This window comes from Streptomyces sp. NPDC025833 (assembly GCF_055558055.1).
On sequence record NZ_JBVHNF010000012.1, the window covers coordinates 238,664 to 259,975 of the forward strand.

A 21,312-nucleotide genomic window follows, 5' to 3' on the forward strand; every position below is an offset into this window, starting at 1 on the left:
GTCGCGTCATTCGGCCGCCGGCGTCCGCCTCTGCCCCCGTGAAGGAGATGTGCGCAGCATGACCACCATGTCGGAAAAGCTCTCGGACCAGTTGACGCGCCAGTCGAAACGGGTCTCCCAGTCCGTGTTCGACGGCTCCCGCCTCCGTGTCGTCCTGCTCGTGGACGTCTACGACGGCGCCCAGCAGCAGTTCCTGGAGGCCTACGAGCAGCTGTGCAACCAGGTGGCGCAGGTGCCCGGTCACGTCAGCGACCAGCTGTGCCAGTCGATCGAGAACCCCTCCCAATGGCTCATCACGAGCGAGTGGGAGAGTGCTCCGCCGTTCCTCACCTGGGTGAACAGCGAGGAACACGTCCACATGGTGGAGCCGCTGCACAACTGCGTCCGGGACACCCGGTCGCTGCGCTTCCACATCGTCCGCGAGACGGGTGGCGGGGAGGCCGCCGCCTCGTCGCGCCGCCGGCTGCAGACGTCCCCCCGGATCGGTGACGGCGTCATCCGGCACGCGCTGACCTTCACGGTGCGGCCGGGCAGCGAGGCGGAGGTGAAGCGGATCCTCGCGGACTACGCCTCGCCCGAGGCGAAGGTCGACGAGACCACCCGGCTCTGCCGTACCTCCCTGTTCATGCACGGCAACCGGGTCGTGCGGGCCATCGAGGTGCGCGGCGACCTGCTCGCGGCGCTCCGGCACGTCGCCCGGCAGCCCGAGGTGCGGGCGGTCGAGGAGGCCATCAACCCGTACCTGGAGCAGGACCGGGACCTCGACGACCAGGAGTCCGCGCGGGTGTTCTTCACCCGGGCGGCGCTGCCCGCCGTGCACCACGTCACCGCGGACGAGCTGACCGAGGGCGAGCGGCTGGCCCTGTGCTACCCGGCCCGGCCCGACGCCGGGATGCGGCTGGCGGAGCTGCTCGCCCAGCAGGACGAGGCGGCGGCGGACGACCCGGACAGCCCGGTCCTGCGCAGCACGATCTTCCACCGCGACGACGTCGTCGTACGGCTGATCGACGTACGCCCCGGCGCGGCCGCCACGCTGCCGGAGCCCGGGCGCCGGGCCGCGCTGGCCTCCCTGCTGGACGGCGAGCCCGTAGGCATGGACCTCGTCACCGACCGCCGCTCGCCCGACGCCTGACCGGCGAGCCCACCAACGGAGGAATGCCGTGACCCTGCACCTTCCCAAGTTCGTGGACCTCAGCGAGGTCCCGCCCAACACCCGGCGCGGCGGTGATCTGCGCGCCATGCTGACCCCGGCGACGGTGGGCTCCACCAGCGGCTTCATGGGCGTCGCCCTCATCCGCCCCGGTGACCGCATCGGGGAGCACTACCACCCGTACTCCGAGGAGTTCGTCTACGCCGTGTGCGGCGACCTGGAGGTCGACCTGGACGGCGAGCCGCACCCGCTGCGGCCGGAGCAGGGGCTGCTGATCCCGATCGGCATGCGCCACCGCTTCCGCAACACCGGCCGGGTGGAGGCGCGGCTCGTCTTCCACCTGGGCCCGCTGGCCCCGCGCCCGGAGCTCGGCCACGTCGACACGGAGGGGACCGAGGAGACGGCGTCCGGCGCCGCCACCGCCGAGCGGGAACAGGTCCGGTCATGAGCCGGCGCGTGGCGGTCACCGGCATAGGCGTCGTCGCTCCGGGCGGCATCGGCGTCCCGGCGTTCTGGGATCTGCTCGCCGAAGGCCGTACCGCGACGCGGGGCATCACGTTCTTCGACCCGGCCGGGCTCCGGTCCCGGATCGCCGCCGAGTGCGACTTCGATCCCGCGGCGTACGGCCTGGACGCCGAGCAGGTCCAGGGGGCGGACCGGTACATCCAGTTCGCCCTGGTCGCGGGGGCGGAGGCGGTGAAGGACTCCGGTCTCGACCTCGCCCGGGAGGACCCCTGGCGGGTCGGCGTCTCCCTGGGCACCGCCGTCGGCGGCACCACCCGCCTGGAGCACGACTACGTCCTCGTCAGCCACCGCGGCCAGCGCTGGGACGTCGACCCCGGCGAGGCCGAGCCGCAGCTGCACCGGGCGTTCTCGCCGAGCACCGTGGCCTCCGCGGTGGCGGAACGTTTCGGCGCCCAGGGGCCGGTGCAGACCGTGTCCACCGGCTGCACCTCGGGCCTGGACGCCGTCGGGTACGCCTTCCACACCGTCCAGGAGGGCCGGGCGGACATATGCATCGCGGGCGCCTCGGACTCCCCGATATCCCCGATCACCATGGCCTGCTTCGACGCGATCAAGGCCACGTCGCCGAACAACGACGACCCCGCCCACGCCTCCCGGCCCTTCGACAACAACCGTGACGGCTTCGTCATGGGCGAGGGCGGCGCGGTGCTCGTGCTGGAGGAGCTGGAGCACGCCCGGGCCCGCGGTGCGCACGTGTACTGCGAGTTCGGCGGCTACGCCACCTTCGGCAACGCCTACCACATGACCGGCCTGACCAAGGAGGGCCTGGAGATGGCGCGAGCCGTCGAGACCGCCCTCGGCCAGGCGCGGCTCGACCCGACGGCGATCGACTACGTCAACGCGCACGGCTCCGGCACCCGGCAGAACGACCGGCACGAGACGGCCGCCGTGAAGCGGGCGCTCGGCCACCACGCCTACGACACCCCGATGAGCTCCATCAAGTCCATGGTGGGGCACTCCCTCGGGGCGATCGGGGCCATCGAACTGGTCGCCTGCGTACTGGCCCTGGTCAAGCAGGTCGTACCGCCGACCGCGAACTACGAGATCCCCGACCCCGAGTGCGACCTGGACTACGTCCCGCGCGTGGCCCGCGAACGGAAGCTGAACAGCGTGCTGTCCGTGGGCAGCGGGTTCGGCGGCTTCCAGTCCGCGGTGATCCTGACCCGGCCGAGGGAGTGAGGACACGATGAGCGAACCGAAGGACCGGCAGGCGGCCGTCACCGGCATCGGGGTGGTCGCGCCCAACGGCACCAGCACCGACACCTTCTGGAAGGCGACCCAGGAGGGCCTCAGCGTCCTCGACCGGGTCACCCGCGAGGGCTGCGAGCACCTTCCCCTCAAGGTGGCCGGTGAGGTCCGCGCCTTCGACCCGGCGGCCACGATCGAGGAGCGCTTCCTCGTCCAGACCGACCGTTTCACCCACTACGCCATGGCAGCGGCCGACTTCGCGCTGGACGACGCCCGGCTGGGGCCGGGCAGCATCCCCGACGCGCCGTACTCCATCGGCGTGGTCACCGCCGCCGGGTCCGGCGGCGGCGAGTTCGGCCAGCGCGAACTGCAGCGGCTGTGGGGCAAGGGCAGCCGGTTCGTCGGGCCGTACCAGTCCATCGCCTGGTTCTACGCCGCGAGCACCGGCCAGGTCTCCATCCGCCGCGGCTTCAAGGGCCCCTGCTCGGTCGTCGCCTCCGACGAGGCCGGCGGCCTGGACGCCCTCGCCCACGCGGCACGGGCGGTGCGGCGCGGTACCGACGTCATCGTCGCCGGCTCCACCGAGGCGCCCCTCGCGCCGTACTCGATGGTCTGCCAGCTCGGTTATGCGGAGCTGAGCCACGAGGAGGACCCGTCCCGGGCCTACCGCCCGTTCACGGAGGGCGCGTGCGGCTTCGTGCCGGCCGAGGGCGGCGCGATGCTCGTCGTGGAGGCGGCGGACGCCGCCCGGGACCGCGGCGCCGACATCCGCGCGGTCGTCGCCGGCCACGCGGCCACCTTCACCGGCGCCTCCCGCTGGGCGGACTCCCGGGAGGGCCTCGCCCACGCCATCGGGCAGGCCCTCGGCGAGGCCGGCTGCGCCCCCGAGGAGGTCGACGTCGTCTTCGCCGACGCCCTCGGGGTGCCGGAGGCGGACCGGGCCGAGGCGCTGGCCCTCGCCGACGCCCTCGGCGGGCACGGCACCCGGGTGCCGGTCACCGCCCCGAAGACCGGGACCGGCCGCGGGTACTGCGCGGCCCCCGTCCTGGACACCGCGGCGGCCGTGCTGGCGATGGAGCACGGCCTGATCCCGCCGACGCCGAACGTCTTCGACGTCTGCCACGACATCGACCTCGTGACGGGCACCGCCCGCGTCGCCGAACTGCGGACGGCACTGGTCCTCAGCCGCGGGCTCATGGGGTCGAACTCGGCGCTGGTGCTGCGACGCGGCGGCGCCGGGTGAACCGGAGGGCGCCGGCAGCGGCGCCCGCGGGTGAACGACAGAAAAGGCGAACGACAGAAAAGGCTGTGAGAACAGCAGAGGAGGAAGGCACATGCCGCAGATCACCGTGGAAGAGCTCGCCGCTCTGATGAAGAAGGCCGCCGGGGTCACCGTCAGCCCGCAGCAGCTCGTGGACAAGCCGGAGACCGGGTTCGACGTCCTCGGCGTCGACTCGCTGGGCCTGCTCGGCATCGTCGGCGAGCTGGAGAACACGCACGGCACCCCGATGCCGGTCGACGCGGAGCGCTGCAAGACGCCGCAGCAGTTCCTCAACCTCGTCAACACCACCCTGATGGCAGGAGCCTGAGATGGCAGGACACACCCAGAACGAGATCACCATCGCCGCCCCGCTGGACCTGGTCTGGGACATGACCAACGACCTGGAGCGCTGGCCGCAGCTCTTCAGCGAGTACGCCTCGGTGGAGATCCTCAAGCGCGAGGGCGACCGGACGACGTTCCGGCTGACCATGCACCCGGACGAGAACGGCACCGTGTGGAGCTGGGTCTCCGAGCGCGAGCCGGACCGCGGCACCCTCACCGTCAGGGCGCGCCGGGTCGAGACCGGGCCCTTCGCCCACATGGACATCCACTGGCGCTACGAGGAGGTCCCCGCCGGCACCCGCATGGTCTGGACGCAGGACTTCGCGATGAAGCCGGACGCCCCCGTCGACGACGACTGGATGACCGACAACATCAACAGGAACTCCAAGGTCCAGCTGGCCCTGATCCGGGACAAGATCGAGCAGGCGGCGGCCGGGCACCGGCCCGCCCCGGCCCTGGCCGACTGAGCCGGACGAGGAGACGACCGTGCACCAGGCCCTGATCGTCGCCCGCATGGCCCCGGGCTCCGCCCCCGGCATCGCCAAGGTGTTCGCGGAGTCCGACCGGGGAGAGCTGCCGCACCTCATCGGGGTCACCCGGCGCAGCCTCTTCCAGTTCGGCGATGTGTACATGCACCTCATCGAGGCCGAGCGCGAGCCCGGCCCGGCCATCGCCCAGGTCACCTCGCACCCCGAGTTCAGGGAGGTGAGCGAGCGGCTGTCGGCGTACGTCAGCGCGTACGACCCGGAGACCTGGCGGTCCCCGAAGGACGCCATGGCACAGCGCTTCTACCTGTGGGAGCGCGAGGCCGGCGCCTGACCCCTCGTCCGGACCACCGGTGCCGGGCCCGCGTGCGACGCGGACCCGGCACCGGTGCGCCGAGAGGGGCGGACTACCCGAGGACGCGGCAGTCGAACGCGTGCAGGTAGGGGTTGACCGGCCGGACGTCGCCGACCTCCAGGCCCGCCGCCCCGAGCCGCTCCGTCATGCTCCGCGTGGTGTGCTTGGCCCCGCCGACGTTCAGCAGCAGCATCAGGTCCATGGCGGTGCTGAACCGCATCGAGGGGGTGTCGTCGACGAGGTTCTCGATGACGACGACCCGGGCGCCGGGCCCGCCCGCCTCGACCACGTTGCGCAGCAGCCGGGCGGTGGACCCGTCGTCCCACTCCAGGATGTTCTTGATGATGTAGACGTCGGCCTCGACCGGGACCGCCTCGCGGATGTCGCCGGGCACGACGGTCGTGCGGCCGGCCAGGTCCCCGCCCTCGCGCAGCCGCGGCAGGGCGTTGCCCACCACGCGCGGCAGGTCGAGCAGGTAGCCCCGCATCGCCGGGTACTTGTCCAGCAGGCTGGCCACCACGTGCCCCTGGCCGCCGCCCAGGTCCGCGACCGAGCCGGCGCCGGACAGGTCCAGCAGGGCGGCGACGTCGCGCGCCGACTGCTCGCTGGAGGTCGTCATCGCCCGGTTGAAGACGTCCGCCGACTCCGGGGCGTCCTCGTTCAAGTAGCCGAAGAACTCCTTGCCGTACAGGTCCTCGACGACGTTGCGGCCGGTGCGCACCGCCTGGTCCAGCCTCGGCCAGGCGTCCCAGGTCCAGGACTCGGTGCACCACAGGGAGATGTCGCGCAGGCTGTCCGGGTCGTCCACGCGCAGCAGCCGGGACATCCCGGTGTGCGCGAACGTCCCGTCGGGCCGCTCGGCGAAGACGCCGTAGCAGGACAGGGTGCGCAGCAGCCGGCGCAGCGGCCCGGGCTCGGCGCGCACCGCGGTCGCGAGGCTCTCCACGGTCATCGGGGCGTCACCGAGCGCGTCGGCGACGCCGAGCCGGGCGGCCGCGCGGACGGCGGCGGCGCAGGCGGCCCCGAACACCAGCTCGCGCAGCCGCATCGACGGCAGGGGGGAGGGGGGTGCGCCCTGCTCCGCCGGAGCCGGGAGCGAGGGGGATGGTGCGGTCATGTGCCGCCTTCCTTCCGTGCGTGGGTCGGTCCGTGCGTGGGTCGGGTTACGGCCGTCCGGTCAGCACAGGCCCGCGGGCCGGGAGGCCCGGCAGGCGTTGCCGTCGAAGGCGTTGCCGTGCTTGGCGGCCTCCTGGTTGACGAGGTCCGCGGGGGAGTTGCCCGCCAGCCGGTTGCCGGTGATCCGGTTCCGGTCGCTGGTGGCGCCCACGAAGCTCTTGAACAGGACGATGCCGCCCGAGAGCGGGGACGCGCCGGAGTGGCCGACGACCGTGTTCCGTGTGACGAGGGAGTTCTCGACGCCGGTCAGGACGATGCCGGAGCCCTGGAGGTAGGGCAGCCGGGCGGTCTTGGGGCAGTACTTGTTGTTGCGCTCGACGAGGTTGCGGCTGACGGTCAGGGCGCCCGCCTTGGGCCTGTTCTCGTCGCCGACGACGAACACGCCCGTGCAGTTGCCGGTGACGTGGTTGCGCGTGACGGAGAGGTCCCGCAGCCGGCGGACGGTCAGGCCGATCCGGTTGGCCTCCAGGTGGTTGCCCGTGACCCGGGTGCCCCGGCTGTCCGCGGCGCCTTCCTCGGCCTTCACGTTGTTGGCGAGGAAGAGGCCCGCGTCCCCGTTGCGCCGGGCGGTGTTGGAGCGGAACACCCCGCGGGTGGAGTGCTCCTGGGCGATGCCCCACTGGCCGTTGCCGTCGGCGGTCACCCGCTTCACGGTCAGCCGGTCGGTGCCCATGGCCCACACGCCCGTCTTGGCGAAGCCGGTGACCAGCAGGTCGGCGACGGTGACGTCGGTGAGCGCCCGGTCCTTCCCGCCGACGACGCAGATGCCGTTGCCCGCCTCACGGCAGGTGGGGACGACGGCCCGGCCGGCAAAGGCCCCGGTGCCGGACGCGGCCTTGGTGCCGGACGCGGCCGTGGTGCCGGGGGGAGGCTGGAGCACGGTCCTCCGCCCCACGCCGCGCAGGGTCAGCCCGGAGGTCTTCACCGTGACGCTCTCGCGGTAGGTGCCGGCCAGCACGATCACGGTGTCGCCGGGCCGGGCGGCGTCCACCGCCTTCTGGATCGACTGGCCCGGACGCACCACGAGGGTGTGGTGGGCGGCCGACGCGGGGGTGGTGCCGAGGAACGCACCGACGAGGGTGGCGGTGCACGCGAGGTACGTAATTTGGCGTTTTGTCACACCGTGAAGGCTAGGAGCGCATGAGCTGATTACCGGCCGGATGCTCCGTCCGGCGGCGTGTCAGCGGGCCCGGAAACGCCGGAGCGCCCCCGTGGGGGCGCTCGGAACGAGTGGGGCGGGCCGGTCAGCGGCCCCGGGGGCCGCCCTTCGGCATCCTCATGCCCTTGGGCATGGGCCCCTTCGGCAACGGCATGTTGCTCATCAGGTCGCCCATGGCCCGCAGCCGGTCGTTGGTGGCGGTCACCTGCGGGCCGGCGAGCACACGGGGGAACTTCAGCATGGTCGTGCGGAGCTTCTTCAGCTCCACCTGGCCCTCGCCGTTGCCGACGATCACGTCGTGCACCGGCACGTCGGCGACGATGCGGTTCATCTTCTTCTTCTCGGCGGCCAGCAGGCTCTTCACCCGGTTCGGGTTGCCCTCGGCGACCAGCACGATGCCGGCCTTGCCGACCGCCCGGTGCACCACGTCCTGGCTGCGGTTCATCGCCACCGCCGGAGTCGTCGTCCAGCCGCGGCCGATGTTGTCCAGTACGGCCGCCGCCGCACCCGGCTGGCCCTCCATCTGGCCGAACGCGGCCCGCTCGGCCCGGCGGCCGAACACGATCGCCGCCGCCAGCAGGGCGATCAGCAGGCCGAAGATCCCCAGGTAGACCGGGTGGCCGATCAGGAAGCCGATCGCGAGGAAGACACCGAGGGTGCCGATGGCGACGGCCGCGAGTACGAGGCCGATCGTCTTGTCGGCCTTCCGGGTCATCTTGTACGTGAGGGCGATCTGCTTCAGTCGCCCGGCATTCGCGGCGTCCGCCGCGGGTTCCTTCCTCGCCATGCCACGAAGTCTACGTGGCCCAGGGAGCGCGGGACGACGGCAGTGCCCGGCGGACGGCCGTCAGGAGCGGGTGGCGGCCCGTTCCAGGACCTGCTGGGCCTCGACCCGGGCCCTCGCGCGGCGGCGGTCCTCCAGGACGGAGTTCCAGGCGTTGCGGCGGGCGGTGCGCTGGCCGCCGCTCATCAGCAGGGACTCGACGGCGCGGAGGGCGGTGGTGAAGGACGGGATGGCGGTGGCGCGTGTGACCTTCGGCGAGACGTCGTAGACGGGCGCGGCCTGCATGATCGGGGTCCCCTCGGAGCGGTGGAGATGCGGGGTGTGACACCAGGGTCACTGATCGGTGTTACCAGGACATGTCGGACCGGTCAAACACGGGTGAAAGCCCGGTGCGCGGCGCCGGAACGCCGACGCGGCCCTGACGGACGCCCTCATCAGCGAGGACGGTCAGGACCGCGTCGAGCCGGCTGTTACCGGCCGGTAGGTTCTTGTGCGGGAATTCACACGTTGGGCTCAGACCGCCTGGGCCGCGACGTACGCGCCGCGCTTCTCGACGGCCATCCGGTACAGGCGCCCGGCGCGGTACGAGGACCGCACCAGCGGGCCGGACATGACACCGGAGAAGCCGATCTGCTCGGCCTCCTCCTTCAGCTCCACGAACTCCTGCGGCTTGACCCAGCGCTCCACCGGGTGGTGCCGCACGGACGGGCGCAGGTACTGGGTGATCGTGACCAGCTCGCAGCCGGCCTCGTGCAGCTGCCGCAGCGCCTCGCCGACCTCCTCGCGGGTCTCGCCCATGCCGAGGATCAGGTTCGACTTGGTCACCAGGCCGAAGTCGCGGGCCTCGGTGATGACCTTCAGGGAGCGCTCGTAGCGGAAGCCGGGGCGGATCCGCTTGAAGATCCGGGGGACCGTCTCGACGTTGTGCGCGAAGACCTCGGGGCGGGACTCGAAGACCTCCGCGAGCTGCTCGGGGACCGCGTTGAAGTCGGGGGCCAGCAGCTCGACCTTGGTACGGCCGTCCGCGCGGTCCGCCGTCTGGGCGTGGATCTGGCGCACCGTCTCGGCGTACAGCCAGGCGCCGCCGTCCGCCAGGTCGTCGCGGGCGACGCCGGTGATGGTGGCGTAGTTCAGGTCCATGGTGGTCACGGACTCGCCCACGCGGCGCGGCTCGTCGCGGTCCAGCGCCTCGGGCTTGCCGGTGTCGATCTGGCAGAAGTCGCAGCGCCGGGTGCACTGGTCGCCGCCGATGAGGAAGGTCGCCTCGCGGTCCTCCCAGCACTCGTAGATGTTCGGGCAGCCGGCTTCCTGGCAGACCGTGTGCAGCCCCTCGCTCTTCACGAGGCTCTGCATCTTCGTGTACTCGGGGCCCATTTTCGCCCGGGTCTTGATCCACTCGGGCTTGCGCTCGATGGGGGTCTGGCTGTTGCGGACCTCCAGGCGCAGCATCTTGCGTCCGTCGGGTGCGACTGCGGACACGACCGGCTCCCTAAGCTCTGATTCCTCGGCGCACACCAGGGTACGCCCGTGCTCTTCGCGCCCTGCCGCCCAGGCCAACCTCGCGGACGCGGGGCGCATTCCCGGACGGCCCGCGGTCAGGCGGTCGCCCTGTCGATCTCCCGCGGCCTCAGGTCCGCGTTCTCCAGGATGTCCGCCAGGTGCCGCTCGACGACCGGCAGGACGTCCTCGATGGTGATGTCCCGGCCCAGCTCGTCGGCGAGGGAGGCCACGCCCGCGTCGCGGATGCCGCACGGGATGATCCGGTCGAACCACTTGGTGTCCGGGTTCACGTTGAGGGCGAAGCCGTGCATGGTGACGCCCTTGGCGACCCGGATGCCGATCGCGGCGATCTTCCGGTCCTCGCGGCGCTGGCCGGCGTTGGAGGGGGCGTACTCGGGGCCGTTGAGGCGGGGGTCGAACTCCTCGTCGGCCAGCCGCGGGTCGAAGTCCAGGGACAGCCCGCCGAGCGCCGGCCGCCGCTCGACCGGGTCGCCGAGCACCCACACCCCGCTGCGGCCCTCGATCCGGGTGGTCTCCAGGCCGAAGTCGGCGCAGGTGCGGATGAGGGCCTCCTCCAGGCGGCGCACGTGCGCGACCACGTCCACCGGGCGGGGCAGCTTCTGGATCGGGTACCCCACGAGCTGGCCCGGGCCGTGCCAGGTGATCTTGCCGCCGCGGTCCACGTCGACGACGGGGGTGCCGTCCAGCGGGCGCTCGCTGTCCGCGGTGCGCCGGCCCGCCGTGTACACCGGCGGGTGCTCCAGCAGGATCACCGTGTCGGGGACCTCGTCGGCGAACCGGGCCGCGTGCACCCGGCGCTGCTCGTCCCAGGCCACCTGGTAGTCCACGGCCTGCGCGCCGAACCCCATGCGGACGAACCGCAACTCACTCACGGCAAGCGCCTCCCTCAGCGAACCGGCGTGTCAGGCGCGTGACGCGCCCACGCCACTGTACGTCCGACCGGCGTACGTCAGCTTCGAGGGCGTTCCTCACACGATCGGATGAATGGTCGGGGAAGCGTGCGATCGTCTGCTCACTCTCCGCTACATTCGCGCCGTTCGTGAGGCCATAAGGGCTGCTCAAAGGCAATCCGGGCACATCAGAGGCCCGGAAGGCAGGAGACCGCACCGCAGATGACGGACCGACCCGCGCAGCGCACCCCCAACCGCCAGCTCGCCGCGCTCATCGCAGAAGCGGGGTTCTCCAACGCGGGTCTGGCCCGTCGCGTCGACCAGCTCGGCCTGGAGCACGGGCTGGACCTCAGATACGACAAGACCTCGGTCACCCGCTGGCTGCGCGGCCAGCAGCCGCGGGGCACGACCCCCGCCCTCATCGCCGAGGTGTTCACCCGCCGGCTCGGGCGCCGGCTCACCGCCCAGGACCTGGGCCTGGACGCCTGCGCACCGGTGTACGCGGGCCTGGAGTTCGCGGCCACCCCGGAGGAGGCCGTCGACATCGTCAGCGGGCTGTGGCGCAAGGACTCCGGCAGCCACGCCGAGCTGCGCAAGATCGCCTTCACCCCGGCCGGGCTGGTCGTGCCCAGCCGGGACTGGCTGATCGGCAAGGCCGACGACCGGGTGGCCCGCGAGCCCGCGCCCCGGGTGCCGCCGCAGGGCCGGCCCGGCGGGGCCAGGTCCCAGCCGCAGCAGGGGCCCGCGCTCGCCGCCCGGGTGCGCGGGAACGCCGGGCGTGCCTCCGGCCACCGGGTGGGCGGCGGGGACATCGCCGCGCTGCGCTCGGTCGGCGAGCTGTTCCGCACCCTCGACGACAGGTTCGGCGGCGGCCACGCCCGCCAGGCGCTGGTGCGCTACCTGGAGCACGAGTGCGAGCCGATGCTCCGCGGCAGCTACGACGAGCAGACCGGCCGCCGGCTGTTCGGAGCCGCCGCCGACCTGACGCGGCTCGCGGGCTGGACGTCGTACGACATCGCCGCGCACGGGCTCGCCCAGCGCTACTTCGTGCAGGCCCTGCGCCTCGCCCAGGCGGCCGGCGACCGGGCGTACGGCTCCTACGTCCTGGTCACCATGAGCCGCCAGGCCGTCTACCTCGGCCACGGCAGGGAGGCCGTCCAGCTCACCCGGGTCGCCCAGCAGGGCGTCGGCACCGGCGCGCCGCCGGTCGTGCAGGCGCTGCTGCACGCCTCCGAGGCCCGGGCGCACGGGGTCCTCGGGGAGGTGCGGGCGTGCACCGCCGCGCTGGTCCGGGCCGAGCGCGCCCTGGACGCGGCCCGGCCCGGCGACGACGTGCCGCACTGGGCCGGGTTCTTCGACGCGGCGCAGCTCGCCGACGAGTTCGGGCACTGCCACCGGGACCTCCACCAGTACCGGGCCGCCGCGCAGCACGCCGAGCGCGCCCTCCAGCTGCGGGGGGCCGGTCACGCCCGCAGCCGGCTGTTCTGCCGGGTCGTCCTCGCCACCGCCCGGCTCGGCCTCGGCGAACTCGACCTGGCGTGCGCGCTGGCCGCGGAGGCCGCCGGACAGGCCGCGGAGATGCGGTCCGCCCGCGCGGTGGAGTACGTGCGGGACTTCGAACGCCGCCTGGAGCCCTACCGGGACGCGGCACCGGTACGGGGGTACCGGGAAAAGGTCGCCGCCCTGGGCTGACCCGTCGTCCACGCCCGCGCCCCGGCTTCCGCCCGCGCCGGTGGTGCCGGGCCGGGGTGCGGGCGCGTCGCGGTTAGGGGCCGGTTCGGGGCCGTCGTGTGTCTGGGCGTGGGCTGGTGGGGCCGGTGCGCGCCAGGGGTGCCGCACGCCCGCCCCGGGCCCGGGTGGTGCGCGACGGCAGCGACCGGCCGGTGTCGCGTCGGGTGCCCGGAGGGTTCTCGTGGTCGGCGGCGCGGTGGGGCCTCGCGCCGCCCGGGGGAGTGTGGGGGCCCGACCGGGTGGCGCGGGGGGTTCACCGTGGCGGCGGTGTGGTGCCGGACGTGGGGCCGTCGGGTGCCCGGAGGACGGTCCTGGCCGGGCGTGTGACGGGGGCTCAGGCCGCTCGGGGCAGGGTGGGGGCCGGGTCCGCGCCGTGCATCGAGCCCGCCGCGCCCAGGTCGGTCAGGATCGCCGCGGCCGCCCGGCGGGCGGAGTGCAGGGCGCCCTGGACCGTGCCGGTGTCCCGGTGGTCGCCGCAGACGTACAGCCCCGCCAGCAGCCGTACCGGCCGGCGCGGGTCGTGCGGCGGGCGCATCACCGGGACCGCCTCCGGGGTGTGGTGCACGGCCAGCGTCTCCCAGCGGCGCGTCGAGGTGCCGTAGAGCCGCGCGAGGTGGATGCGCACGGCGGTGTCGACGCCTTCCGGCGGCCGGCCCAGCACCGTGGAGGAGATCAGCACCCGGCCGGCCGGCACCCGGCTCGGGTCCACGTTGCTGAGCACCGCCGTGTGCGCCACCGGGCCGCCCCGGTCGGCGTCCAGCAGCAGCGAGGTGCCGGTCGGGAAGGCCACCGCGGTGTCGTCGGTGGTGTGGTGCAGGACGGTCACCGGGTGGAAGTCCGGCACCCGCAGCCCCGGCAGCAGTTCCGCCGCCGCCCGCGCGTCGGTGGCCAGCAGCACCGCACGGCAGCGGATCACCCCGTGCTCGGCGGTGGCCACCGAGGTGGTGGACACCGAGGTGACCCGCACCCCGGTGTGCACGGTGCCCGGCGGCAGCGCCCGGGCCAGCAGCTCCGGCAGCATCTCCGCGCCGCCCTCCGGCACGCACAGCCGGCCGCCGGCGAAGGCCCGCAGCGCCAGGTCCGCGCACCGGCTGGACGTGGTCAGCTCCGGGTCGGACAGCAGCGCGGCGAGCAGCGGGCGCAGGAAGCCGTCGACGGTGCGCGCCGGCAGCCCCCGCCGGGCGAGCGCCTGCGCGGCCGGCAGCTCGGGGCGGGCCAGGATCCGCTCGACCGGGGTCGACGCGATCCGGCCGAGCGCGGCGCCGAGCCTGGCCTGGTCCACCGCGCCGCCCACCGGCGCGGCGGTCCGTCCCGGCACGGCCGCCGTGTTTCGCGGGGCGTTCGCGAGGGCGCGCACCACATGCAGTGCGCCGCGTGCGCCCCGTGCGCTCCCGCCCCCCGCCGGGGGGAGCGCACGCTGGGTGCGCCCGTCGCGGTGCAGCAGGACGCCCGGTGCGAACCGGCGCACGCTCAGCGCGTCCAGCCCCGGCGCCGGCCGCAGTTCGGGACGGCACGTGGTCAGCAACTGCCCGATGCGGTCGAGCCGGAAGCCGTCGACCTTCTCGGTCGACATGCGGCCGCCGGTGTACGGGGCGGCCTCCAGGACCGCGGTGGTGACTCCTGCGCTGGTCAGCCGATGGGCCGCCGAGAGGCCGGCGACTCCGGCTCCCACGATGACAACGTCCACCTGGTACGCGGGCTCAAGCACGAGGCCCCTCCTGTGGTTGCGCGGCCGTTGGGGACGTCCCTCCCCGACGGGCCCCAGGGATACCGGAGTTCGGGACGAGAGTAGGGCCGCGATCGGTCAGTAGGGGTCGCGCATCAACAGGGCACGGTCGCATGGAGGTCGCATACGGTCACTTCTGTTCGCCGGTGTTGTCATCCGGCTCACTGTGCCGCACGGATCGCGTCGTCGATGCCCGGGAACGCGAACCGGAACCCCGACTCCAGCAGCCGCTTCGGCACCACCCGCTGGCTGCCCAGCACGTCCCCGGCCATCTCGCCCAGCGCCGCCCGCAGCACCGGCGCCGGGACCGCGAACGGCGCCGGGCGGCGCAGCACCCGCGCCATCGCCGCCGTGATCTCCGCGTTGGTCAGCGGCCGCGGTGCCGTCAGGTTGAACGGCCCGGCGAGGTCGTCCCCGTCGATGAGGTGGCGGATCGCGGCGACCTCGTCGTGCAGCGCGATGTACGACCAGTACTGCCGCCCGTCCCCCAGCCGGCCCCCGAGCCCCGCGCGGAACAGCGGGAACAGCCGCCCCCAAGCCCCGCCGCCCCGCGCCACCACCAGCCCCGTGCGCAGGAACACCGTCCGCACCCCCGCCTCCTGCGCGGGCGCCGCCGCCTCCTCCCACTCCACGCACAGCCCGGGCAGGAAGCCGTCGCCCGGCGGGGCGTCCTCGTCCACCACCCGGTCGCCGGTGTCGCCGTAGAAGCCGATCGCGCTGCCGCTGACGAAGACCCGCGGCGGCTCCGGCAGCGCGGCCACCGCCTCCGCCAGCGCGGCCGTGCCCAGCACCCGGCTGTCCCGCAGCAGCCGCTTGTACGCCGGCGTCCAGCGCCGGTCCCCGATCCCGGCCCCGGCCAGATCGACCACCGCCGCACACCCGGTCAGCCCGGCCGCGTCGACGTACTGCCGCTCCGGGTCCCAGCAGACCTCTCCCGGTCCCTCACTCGCCCGCCGCACCAGCCGTACCACCTCGTGCCCGTCCGCGGTCAGGGACCGCACCAGGGCGCTGCCGATGAGCCCGGACGCGCCGGCCACGGCGATTCGCATACGCTCCATGGCCCCAGCATGCCCCGGCGCGCACCCCGATGGGACGCGCCGGCCGTCCGCCGTAGGGTGATCGTCATGCCGGAGCCGTACATACGCACAGCCGTGGCCGACGACGAGGACGCACTCGCCGCCCTCGACCGGGCCACCTGGTCCACCCTGCACGCCGTGACCCCGCGGCCGGAGCCGCCCTACGGGTCGTTCTTCGACGAGCGCCACCTCCCGCAGGACTACCTGGTCGCCGAAGCGGGCGGCCGGGTCGTCGGCTACGTCCGCCTCGCCCGGCCCACCCCGCTCGCCACCAACGCGCACGTCCTGCAGATCCAGGGCCTCGCCGTCGCCGAGGAGGCGCGCGGGCGGGGAGTCGGGCGCGCGCTGCTCCGGGCCGCCGTCGGGGAGGCCCGGGTCCGCGGGGCACGGCGGCTGACCCTGCGCGTCCTCGGGCACAACGCCCCGGCCCGCGCCCTGTACGAGGCCGAGGGGTTCGCCGTCGAGGGGGTGCAGCCCGGGGAGTTCCTGCTCGACGGCGTCTACGTCGACGACGTGTCCATGGGCCGGCGCGTGTGACCGTCAGGAACTGACCAGCCGGCCGGTGTCCACCGGGGCGGTCGCCGTCTGCGCGCGCCGGGCGTCGCCCGCCACCTCGTCCGCCGTCAGCGCGTACCCCGTCTCGGCGTCCGAGGTGGAGCGGGCGAAGACCACCCCGAACACCCGGCCGTCCGTGGTCAGCAGCGGTCCGCCGGAGTTGCCCGGCCGGACCGTGGACCGGACCGAGTAGATCTCCCGGGTGACCGTGCGGTCGCTGTAGATGTTCTGGCCGGTCGCCCGCACCCGGCTCGCGACCGTCGCCGCCTGGAGGCTCAGGCCGCCGTCCTGCGGATAGCCCGCCACCACCGCCGCGTCCCCGCGCGCCGCGGCCGGGTCGAACCGCAGCACCGGGGCGCGCAGACCGGGCACGTAGAGCACCGCCACGTCCCGGTCCGGGTCGAAGAGCACCACCCGGGCCCCGTACGTCCGCCCGACCCCGCCGACGCGCACCCCCGGCCGGTCGATGCCGGCCACCACGTGGGCGTTGGTCATCACCCGCTCCAGCGCGAAGACGAACCCGCTGCCCTCACGCCCCTCGGTGCCCGCGGCGCCCTCGATCTTCACCGTGCTCAGCCGGGCCGCGTCCGTCGCGGCCGGTGTGACGCTGTCCCCGGCCGGCCGCGCCACCCGCGCCGTCGACTCGTTCTCGAACGGGTTGAACACCTGCGGGAAACCCGCCTCGGTGAGCGCGGACGTGGCCCGCGAGAACCACGCGGGCGTGGTCTGCGGCATCGCGTCCTGCACCGCGCCCAGCAGCGTGGAGTTCCGGATCGCCGTCGTCAGGGGCACCGACGGGGCCGCGGCCAGCACGCTCGCCGCCACCCAGGCCACCACCAGCACCGCGACCGCGTTCGCGGCCGCGCCCCCCACACCGTCCACCACCCGCAGCGGGCCCCGGTCCAGCCCCCCGCGCAGCCGCAGCGCCAGCCGGCCCGCCACCTCGTGCCCCACCGCCGCGGGCAGCAGCACCGTCAGCACCGCGAGCACCGTCGCCGTCGCCGACCCGCGCGCCACCTGGCCCGTCACCCACGGCAGTACCCACACGCCGACGACCGCGCCGCCCACGAACCCGGCCAGCGAGACACAGCCGGCCACCAGGCCGCGCCGGTACCCGGACACCGCGTAGAGGACGATCACCAGCGCCAGCACCAGATCGAGCAGGTCCACGGAGCAGCCTTTCTGTCGGCCCCCTCGGCACGGATCGGTACGGATCGCTGCCGACGGGGCGTCACCGGACGCCGCCGGCCCGCCGGTCACCCGCGCGGGCCGGGCGGCCACCGGACGGCGGATCCGGCCACGCAGGTCTGTATCCCCGGAAACGACCCGGACCGGGACGATGGTTCCACCAGGTGGCACAGCGCACATCGCGGGCGCGGCGGGGCGACCCGAGAGTGGGGTCATGCGTGTCGTCCGTAAAGCCCCGGGGGCCCGGCACACGCGTACCGCACGGACACTCCGCGCGATACGCGTGCCGCTCGGGTACCTGCCGGGAGTACTGGCCGTGGTCGTCCTGGCGCTGTGCGCCCGTGCCGTCGAGGGAGCGGCCGTCGCGCCCCGCCCCGACCGTCCCGCCGCCGCGGCCCGGCCGCCGACGGTCCACCGCGCGGCCCGGCCGCGGATCGTGCCGCGCTCCGTGTGGCTGGGCCGCCCCGGCGGACGCACCCAGCCGCCGCCGCGCTACGACGACCGGGTCGTCGCCGTCTTCCTCCACCACACCGACTCGCCCAACGGCTACCCGTGCGCCGACGCGCCCAGCATCATCCGCCACCTGTACGACGGCCAGACCGGCACCCGGGGCTGGGACGACATCGGCTACAACTTCCTCGTCGACCGCTGCGGCACCATCTACGAGGGCCGCGCCGGGGGCGTCGACCGGGCCGTCATCGGCGCGCACGCCCAGGGCTTCAACCGCCGCACCGCGGGCATCGCCGCCCTCGGCACCTTCACTACCGGCGTCCCCGTGCCCCGGGCCATGACCGACGCGATCGTCGCCCTGACCGCCTGGAAGCTCGGGCTGGGCGACGTCGACCCGCGCGGCCGGACCCGGCTCGTCTCCAGCAGCGGCCTGAGCCGCTACCGGTCGGGCGCCGCCGTCGCCCTGCCCGCCGTCGCCGGCCACCAGGACGGCTTCCGGACGGACTGCCCCGGCGCGGCCCTCCGCGCCCTCCTCCCGGCCATCCGGGAACGGGCCGCCGCCCTCCAGGGCCGTCCCCCCACACGCCTCCGCCCGCCTACGGGGACCCGTCCGCCCACGGGAACCCACCCGCCCACGGGAACCCCGACGGGATCGGGAACCCCGAAGGAATCGGGAACCCCGACGCGATCGGGAGAGCCGTCGGGGGCCCCGACGGGCTCCGGGAAACCCGTGGGCAAGGAGAAGCCGGTGGGCAAGGAGAAGCCGGTGGGCACGGGTACGGCGAGCGGCTCCGGGAAGCCGACGGCCACCGGTTAGCCCCGGGGACCGTCCGAGGGGATCACTCCGTCCTGGGCAGGCACTCGGCGAGCAGGTCGACGACGTCCCGCCAGGCGCGCCGCGCGTGCCGCGGGTGGTGGCCGACGCCGGGGAGCACGGTGTGGTCGACCGGCGGGTGATGGAAGGCGTGCAGGGCGCCGCCGTAGACCGTGAGGCGCCAGTCGACGCCCGCGGCCTGCATCTCCGCGGTGAACGCCTCCCGTTGCGCGGGCGGCATGATCGGGTCCTGCGACCCGACCCCGGCCCACACCGGGCAGTGGATGCGCGCCGTCTCGCCCGGCCGGCCCGTGATCAGTCCGTTGACCGTCGCGATCGCGCGCAGGTCGACGCCGTCGCGCCCGAGTTCCAGCGCGATCGCGCCCCCGGTGCCGTAGCCGATGGCGGCGATCCGGGCCGGGTCGGTCCGCGGCTCGGCGCGGAGCACGTCGAGCGCCGCGCGGCCGATGCCCCGCATCCGGTCGGGGTCGGCGAGCAGCGGCAGGCAACGGGCCAGCATCTCCTCGGGGTCGCCCAGATAGCGTCCGCCGTGGAGGTCGAAGGCCAGGGCCACGTACCCCAGTTCGGCGAGCGCGTCGGCCCGGCGGCGCTCGACGTCACTGAGCCCCATCCCCTCGGGCCCGACCAGGACCGCGGGCCGGCGGTCGGCACCGGCCGGGAGCGCGAGGTGCCCGATCATCGTCAGGCCGTCGGCCGCGTATGCGATCGTGCGCGTGGTAACCGTCGTCATGAGCCTGGACTGTAGTGATCGTCGAGCCCGGTCGGGCCGGTGTTCTGCCGCCCGCAGAAGGCAGGCCTCCGGCGTGCTCCGCGACCACCCCGCCGCGGTCCGGCGCGCGGTGCGCGGGCCCGTTCCGGCCGACTTGGCGCAGGCTTGTTGTCGCCGTTCCTCCCCGCGGCCCACACTGTCATCGGCCACCGCCCGGGTGGCCCCGGCAGACCGGACGGAGTGGGGCGATGGCATCCCTGGACGTGTCGAAGATCGATCGCCGCATGCGGGACGAGGTGAAGCGGCGAGGCCTGTTCCTGGTCTCGCCCGACGAGGACGACGTGGAGGTCTACGTCTTCGTGTGCACCGATCCGGACCCGGGGGACTGCGGGTTCACCAGGGTGGGGCAGGTGGTCGGGACCGGGACGTCGGGCGAACTCTGCAACCCCTTCGTGATGGACGGTGTGGACACGGAGCCGCCGGTGTCGCTCACGATGCTCCGGGGGGTCTTCGAGAGCTGGGAGGACGGCATCAGGGCCGTGCTCGTCGCCTACGACAGGTGGCACTGACGCAAGGCGCGTCCCCGCACGCGCCCGGGGCCGGGGTCAGGTTCCGAAGCGCTCCCACAGGCGGGGGAACCGCCGGGCCAGCGCGCGGTCGTCCTCCAGGTCGAGCGCCGTGCCCTCGGGCTCGGCCGGGGCCGGGGGGATGCCCAGGTCGGGCGCGACGGTGCCGGTCAGCTGCTCGTACGCCTCGTCCGCCGCGTACCCCAGCTCCTCGCCGTCGCCGTCGATCTCCTCGTCGAACTCGCCGAGCAGCCCGGCCAGCGCGTCCGGATCGTGCAGCGCGCCCTCGAAGACCTCCCGGCCCTGGCCGATCAGCCAGCACCGGAAGAAGTCGAACGCGTCGTCGCTGCACCCGTCCAGCAGCAGCCAGGCCGCGCCCCACAGGTCCCAGCGGTAGGCGCGGTTGTACCGGGCCTCGAAGTGACGGCCGAAGTCCAGCACCCGCTCCGGGTCCAGCCGCAGGAGCCGGGCCACGAGCACGTCGGCCTGCTCCTCGGGGTCGCCGTCGGCGGCCTCGCGGCTGGCGTCGATCAGCTCCCAGAACTCCGTCTCGTCCATCACGGCTCCAGCATCGGGCCTCGGCCGGTGGGACGCACCCGGAGTGCGGGCCCGACCGTCAGCCCTCCGTACGGCGGTACAGCGCGGCGGTCCGGGCCGCGTCCGCCGCGAACCGCTCCCGCAGCCCGGCCGGCGCCAGCACCTCCGCCTCCGGCCCCAGTGCCGTCAGCTGGGCGTGCGCGACCTCCTCGGACTCCACGGGCAGCGTCACCGTCACCCGGCCCGCCGCGTCCGGCGCGCCCGCCCCGGCCAGCGCCTCCCGCGCGCCGAGCGGGTCGACGGTGTGCGGGAGGCGCCGCACGCCTTCCGGGGAGAGCCGTACGACGACCTCGGCGCGCAGGATCGACCGGGCGAACCGCTCGGCCTGGTCCGCCCAGAACCCGGCCAGGTCGAAGTCCGGGTCGCGGTCGAAGCGCTCCCCGCCGGGGCCGACCGCGGTGAACCGGTCGATGCGGTAGGTACGGAAGGCACCGCTCCCGGCGACCCGCGCGCACAGGTACCAGACGCCCGCCTTCAGCACGAGCCCGTACGGTTCCAGCCGCCGCTCCACCTCGCCGTCCGTGCGCCGGTACCGCGCGGTCACGCACCGGTCGTCCCACACCGCCTCGGCGAGCGCCGGCAGCGGCGCGGGCGTCTCCGGTTCCCGGAACCAGCCGGGCGCGTCCAGGTGGAACCGCCGGGCGGCCGTGTCCGGCGCGTCCCGCAGCGAGGGCAGCAGCGCGGCGGAGACCTTCAGCCGGGCCGCCGACGCCGCGTCCTCCAGGCCCATCTCCCGCAGCGCCCCCGGCACCCCGCTCAGGAACAGCGCCTCGGCCTCACTCCTGGCCAGTCCGGTCAGCCGCGTCCGGTACCCGCCGACCAGCCGGTACCCGCCGGCCCGCCCCCGGTCGGCGTAGACCGGCACCCCCGCCTCCGACAGCGCCTGCGCGTCCCGCGTCACGGTCCGCTCCGATACCTCCAGCTCCCGCGCCAGCTCAGCGGCGGTCATGGCCGGGCGGGACTGGAGGAGGAGCACCATCTTGATCAGGCGGGCGGCACGCATGCCCCTCATCATGCCGGGAGGCACTGCCGGAAGAACCGTC

Annotated in this window: 22 protein-coding genes and 1 pseudogene; 11 read left to right on the forward strand and 12 right to left on the reverse strand. The window is 74.3% G+C overall.

What is annotated here, in order from left to right; all coding sequences use genetic code 11:
• Positions 1-58 precede the first annotated feature (58 nt).
• From ACZ4K2_RS22985 to ACZ4K2_RS23015, 7 genes are all read left to right on the forward strand, one after another.
• Entirely contained in the window at positions 59-1,132 is a 1,074-nt protein-coding gene (locus ACZ4K2_RS22985) for a SchA/CurD-like domain-containing protein (RefSeq protein ID WP_467469213.1), read from the forward strand.
• Between the two features lie 52 nt (positions 1,133-1,184).
• Complete coding sequence (locus ACZ4K2_RS22990; protein WP_467469717.1) at positions 1,185-1,598, forward strand: cupin domain-containing protein; 414 nt, start codon at positions 1,185-1,187, stop codon at positions 1,596-1,598.
• Complete coding sequence (locus ACZ4K2_RS22995; protein ID WP_467469215.1) at positions 1,595-2,854, forward strand: beta-ketoacyl-[acyl-carrier-protein] synthase family protein; 1,260 nt, start codon at positions 1,595-1,597, stop codon at positions 2,852-2,854. Before ACZ4K2_RS22990 ends, ACZ4K2_RS22995 begins: the two co-directional genes overlap by 4 nt.
• A 7-nt stretch (positions 2,855-2,861) precedes the next feature.
• Entirely contained in the window at positions 2,862-4,106 is a 1,245-nt protein-coding gene (locus ACZ4K2_RS23000) for a beta-ketoacyl synthase N-terminal-like domain-containing protein (RefSeq protein ID WP_467469217.1), read from the forward strand.
• A gap of 91 nt (positions 4,107-4,197) precedes the next feature.
• Complete coding sequence (locus ACZ4K2_RS23005; RefSeq protein ID WP_161297628.1) at positions 4,198-4,452, forward strand: acyl carrier protein; 255 nt, start codon at positions 4,198-4,200, stop codon at positions 4,450-4,452.
• Between the two features lies 1 nt (position 4,453).
• Positions 4,454-4,933 carry an SRPBCC family protein gene (locus tag ACZ4K2_RS23010; protein ID WP_467469219.1) on the forward strand — a complete coding sequence of 160 codons (480 nt, stop codon included), beginning with the start codon at positions 4,454-4,456 and terminating at the stop codon, positions 4,931-4,933.
• Between the two features lie 19 nt (positions 4,934-4,952).
• The gene (locus ACZ4K2_RS23015) at positions 4,953-5,285 is read left to right on the forward strand and encodes a TcmI family type II polyketide cyclase (RefSeq protein WP_467469221.1); all 333 of its coding nucleotides are present in this window, start codon (positions 4,953-4,955) and stop codon (positions 5,283-5,285) included.
• Positions 5,286-5,358: 73 nt separating this feature from the next.
• Here the strand turns inward: ACZ4K2_RS23015 and ACZ4K2_RS23020 are convergent, their stop codons facing one another.
• The 6 genes from ACZ4K2_RS23020 to lipB all read right to left on the reverse strand — a co-directional run bounded on the left by ACZ4K2_RS23020 (position 5,359) and on the right by lipB (position 10,818).
• Positions 5,359-6,354: a methyltransferase gene (locus ACZ4K2_RS23020; RefSeq protein WP_467469719.1), complete on the reverse strand. Its 996-nt coding sequence runs from the start codon at positions 6,352-6,354 to the stop codon at positions 5,359-5,361.
• Positions 6,355-6,483: 129 nt separating this feature from the next.
• Positions 6,484-7,602: a right-handed parallel beta-helix repeat-containing protein gene (locus ACZ4K2_RS23025; protein WP_467469223.1), complete on the reverse strand. Its 1,119-nt coding sequence runs from the start codon at positions 7,600-7,602 to the stop codon at positions 6,484-6,486.
• 124 nt (positions 7,603-7,726) lie between these two features.
• Positions 7,727-8,428, reverse strand: a complete 702-nt coding sequence (locus ACZ4K2_RS23030; protein WP_467469225.1) for a DUF4191 domain-containing protein — start codon at positions 8,426-8,428, stop codon at positions 7,727-7,729.
• A 60-nt stretch (positions 8,429-8,488) separates the two neighbouring features.
• Positions 8,489-8,710 (reverse strand): SCO2195 family GlnR-regulated protein, encoded by a 222-nt coding sequence (locus ACZ4K2_RS23035; RefSeq protein ID WP_467469226.1) that lies wholly within the window; start codon positions 8,708-8,710, stop codon positions 8,489-8,491.
• Positions 8,711-8,938: 228 nt separating this feature from the next.
• Entirely contained in the window at positions 8,939-9,904 is a 966-nt protein-coding gene (lipA, locus tag ACZ4K2_RS23040; RefSeq protein ID WP_467469228.1) for a lipoyl synthase, read from the reverse strand.
• Between the two features lie 116 nt (positions 9,905-10,020).
• Positions 10,021-10,818: a lipoyl(octanoyl) transferase LipB gene (gene lipB, locus ACZ4K2_RS23045; RefSeq protein WP_467469230.1), complete on the reverse strand. Its 798-nt coding sequence runs from the start codon at positions 10,816-10,818 to the stop codon at positions 10,021-10,023.
• Between the two features lie 240 nt (positions 10,819-11,058).
• Here lipB and ACZ4K2_RS23050 point away from each other — a divergent pair, with 240 nt between their 5' ends.
• Positions 11,059-12,528, forward strand: a complete 1,470-nt coding sequence (locus ACZ4K2_RS23050; RefSeq protein ID WP_467469231.1) for a regulator — start codon at positions 11,059-11,061, stop codon at positions 12,526-12,528.
• A 373-nt stretch (positions 12,529-12,901) separates the two neighbouring features.
• Here the strand turns inward: ACZ4K2_RS23050 and ACZ4K2_RS23055 are convergent, their stop codons facing one another.
• Positions 12,902-14,275: an NAD(P)/FAD-dependent oxidoreductase gene (locus tag ACZ4K2_RS23055; RefSeq protein WP_467469233.1), complete on the reverse strand. Its 1,374-nt coding sequence runs from the start codon at positions 14,273-14,275 to the stop codon at positions 12,902-12,904.
• Positions 14,276-14,454: 179 nt separating this feature from the next.
• Positions 14,455-15,351 (reverse strand): TIGR01777 family oxidoreductase, encoded by an 897-nt coding sequence (locus tag ACZ4K2_RS23060; protein WP_467469235.1) that lies wholly within the window; start codon positions 15,349-15,351, stop codon positions 14,455-14,457.
• Positions 15,352-15,417: 66 nt separating this feature from the next.
• Here ACZ4K2_RS23060 and ACZ4K2_RS23065 point away from each other — a divergent pair, with 66 nt between their 5' ends.
• A complete protein-coding gene (locus tag ACZ4K2_RS23065) occupies positions 15,418-15,906 on the forward strand; it encodes a GNAT family N-acetyltransferase (protein WP_467469237.1) in 489 nt (162 codons plus the stop codon).
• 3 nt (positions 15,907-15,909) lie between these two features.
• Here ACZ4K2_RS23065 and ACZ4K2_RS23070 read toward each other — a convergent pair whose 3' ends face one another.
• Positions 15,910-17,094, reverse strand: coding sequence for a MarP family serine protease (locus ACZ4K2_RS23070; RefSeq protein ID WP_467469239.1), 1,185 nt, complete (start codon positions 17,092-17,094; stop codon positions 15,910-15,912).
• Positions 17,095-17,395: 301 nt separating this feature from the next.
• Between ACZ4K2_RS23070 and ACZ4K2_RS23075 the strand changes: the two are divergent.
• Positions 17,396-18,136: pseudogene (locus ACZ4K2_RS23075) on the forward strand (peptidoglycan recognition protein family protein); the annotation flags it as partial.
• Between the two features lie 265 nt (positions 18,137-18,401).
• Here the strand turns inward: ACZ4K2_RS23075 and ACZ4K2_RS23080 are convergent.
• Positions 18,402-19,127, reverse strand: coding sequence for a dienelactone hydrolase family protein (locus tag ACZ4K2_RS23080; protein WP_467469241.1), 726 nt, complete (start codon positions 19,125-19,127; stop codon positions 18,402-18,404).
• A gap of 227 nt (positions 19,128-19,354) precedes the next feature.
• Between ACZ4K2_RS23080 and ACZ4K2_RS23085 the strand changes: the two genes are divergently transcribed.
• Positions 19,355-19,675 (forward strand): hypothetical protein, encoded by a 321-nt coding sequence (locus ACZ4K2_RS23085; RefSeq protein ID WP_467469243.1) that lies wholly within the window; start codon positions 19,355-19,357, stop codon positions 19,673-19,675.
• Between the two features lie 36 nt (positions 19,676-19,711).
• Here ACZ4K2_RS23085 and ACZ4K2_RS23090 read toward each other — a convergent pair whose 3' ends face one another.
• Together ACZ4K2_RS23090 and ACZ4K2_RS23095 are read right to left on the reverse strand one after the other, a co-directional pair.
• Positions 19,712-20,230: a DUF4240 domain-containing protein gene (locus ACZ4K2_RS23090; RefSeq protein ID WP_467469245.1), complete on the reverse strand. Its 519-nt coding sequence runs from the start codon at positions 20,228-20,230 to the stop codon at positions 19,712-19,714.
• Between the two features lie 58 nt (positions 20,231-20,288).
• On the reverse strand, positions 20,289-21,272 hold the full coding sequence (locus ACZ4K2_RS23095; protein ID WP_467469247.1) for a helix-turn-helix transcriptional regulator: 984 nt from the start codon (positions 21,270-21,272) through the stop codon (positions 20,289-20,291).
• Positions 21,273-21,312 lie beyond the last annotated feature (40 nt).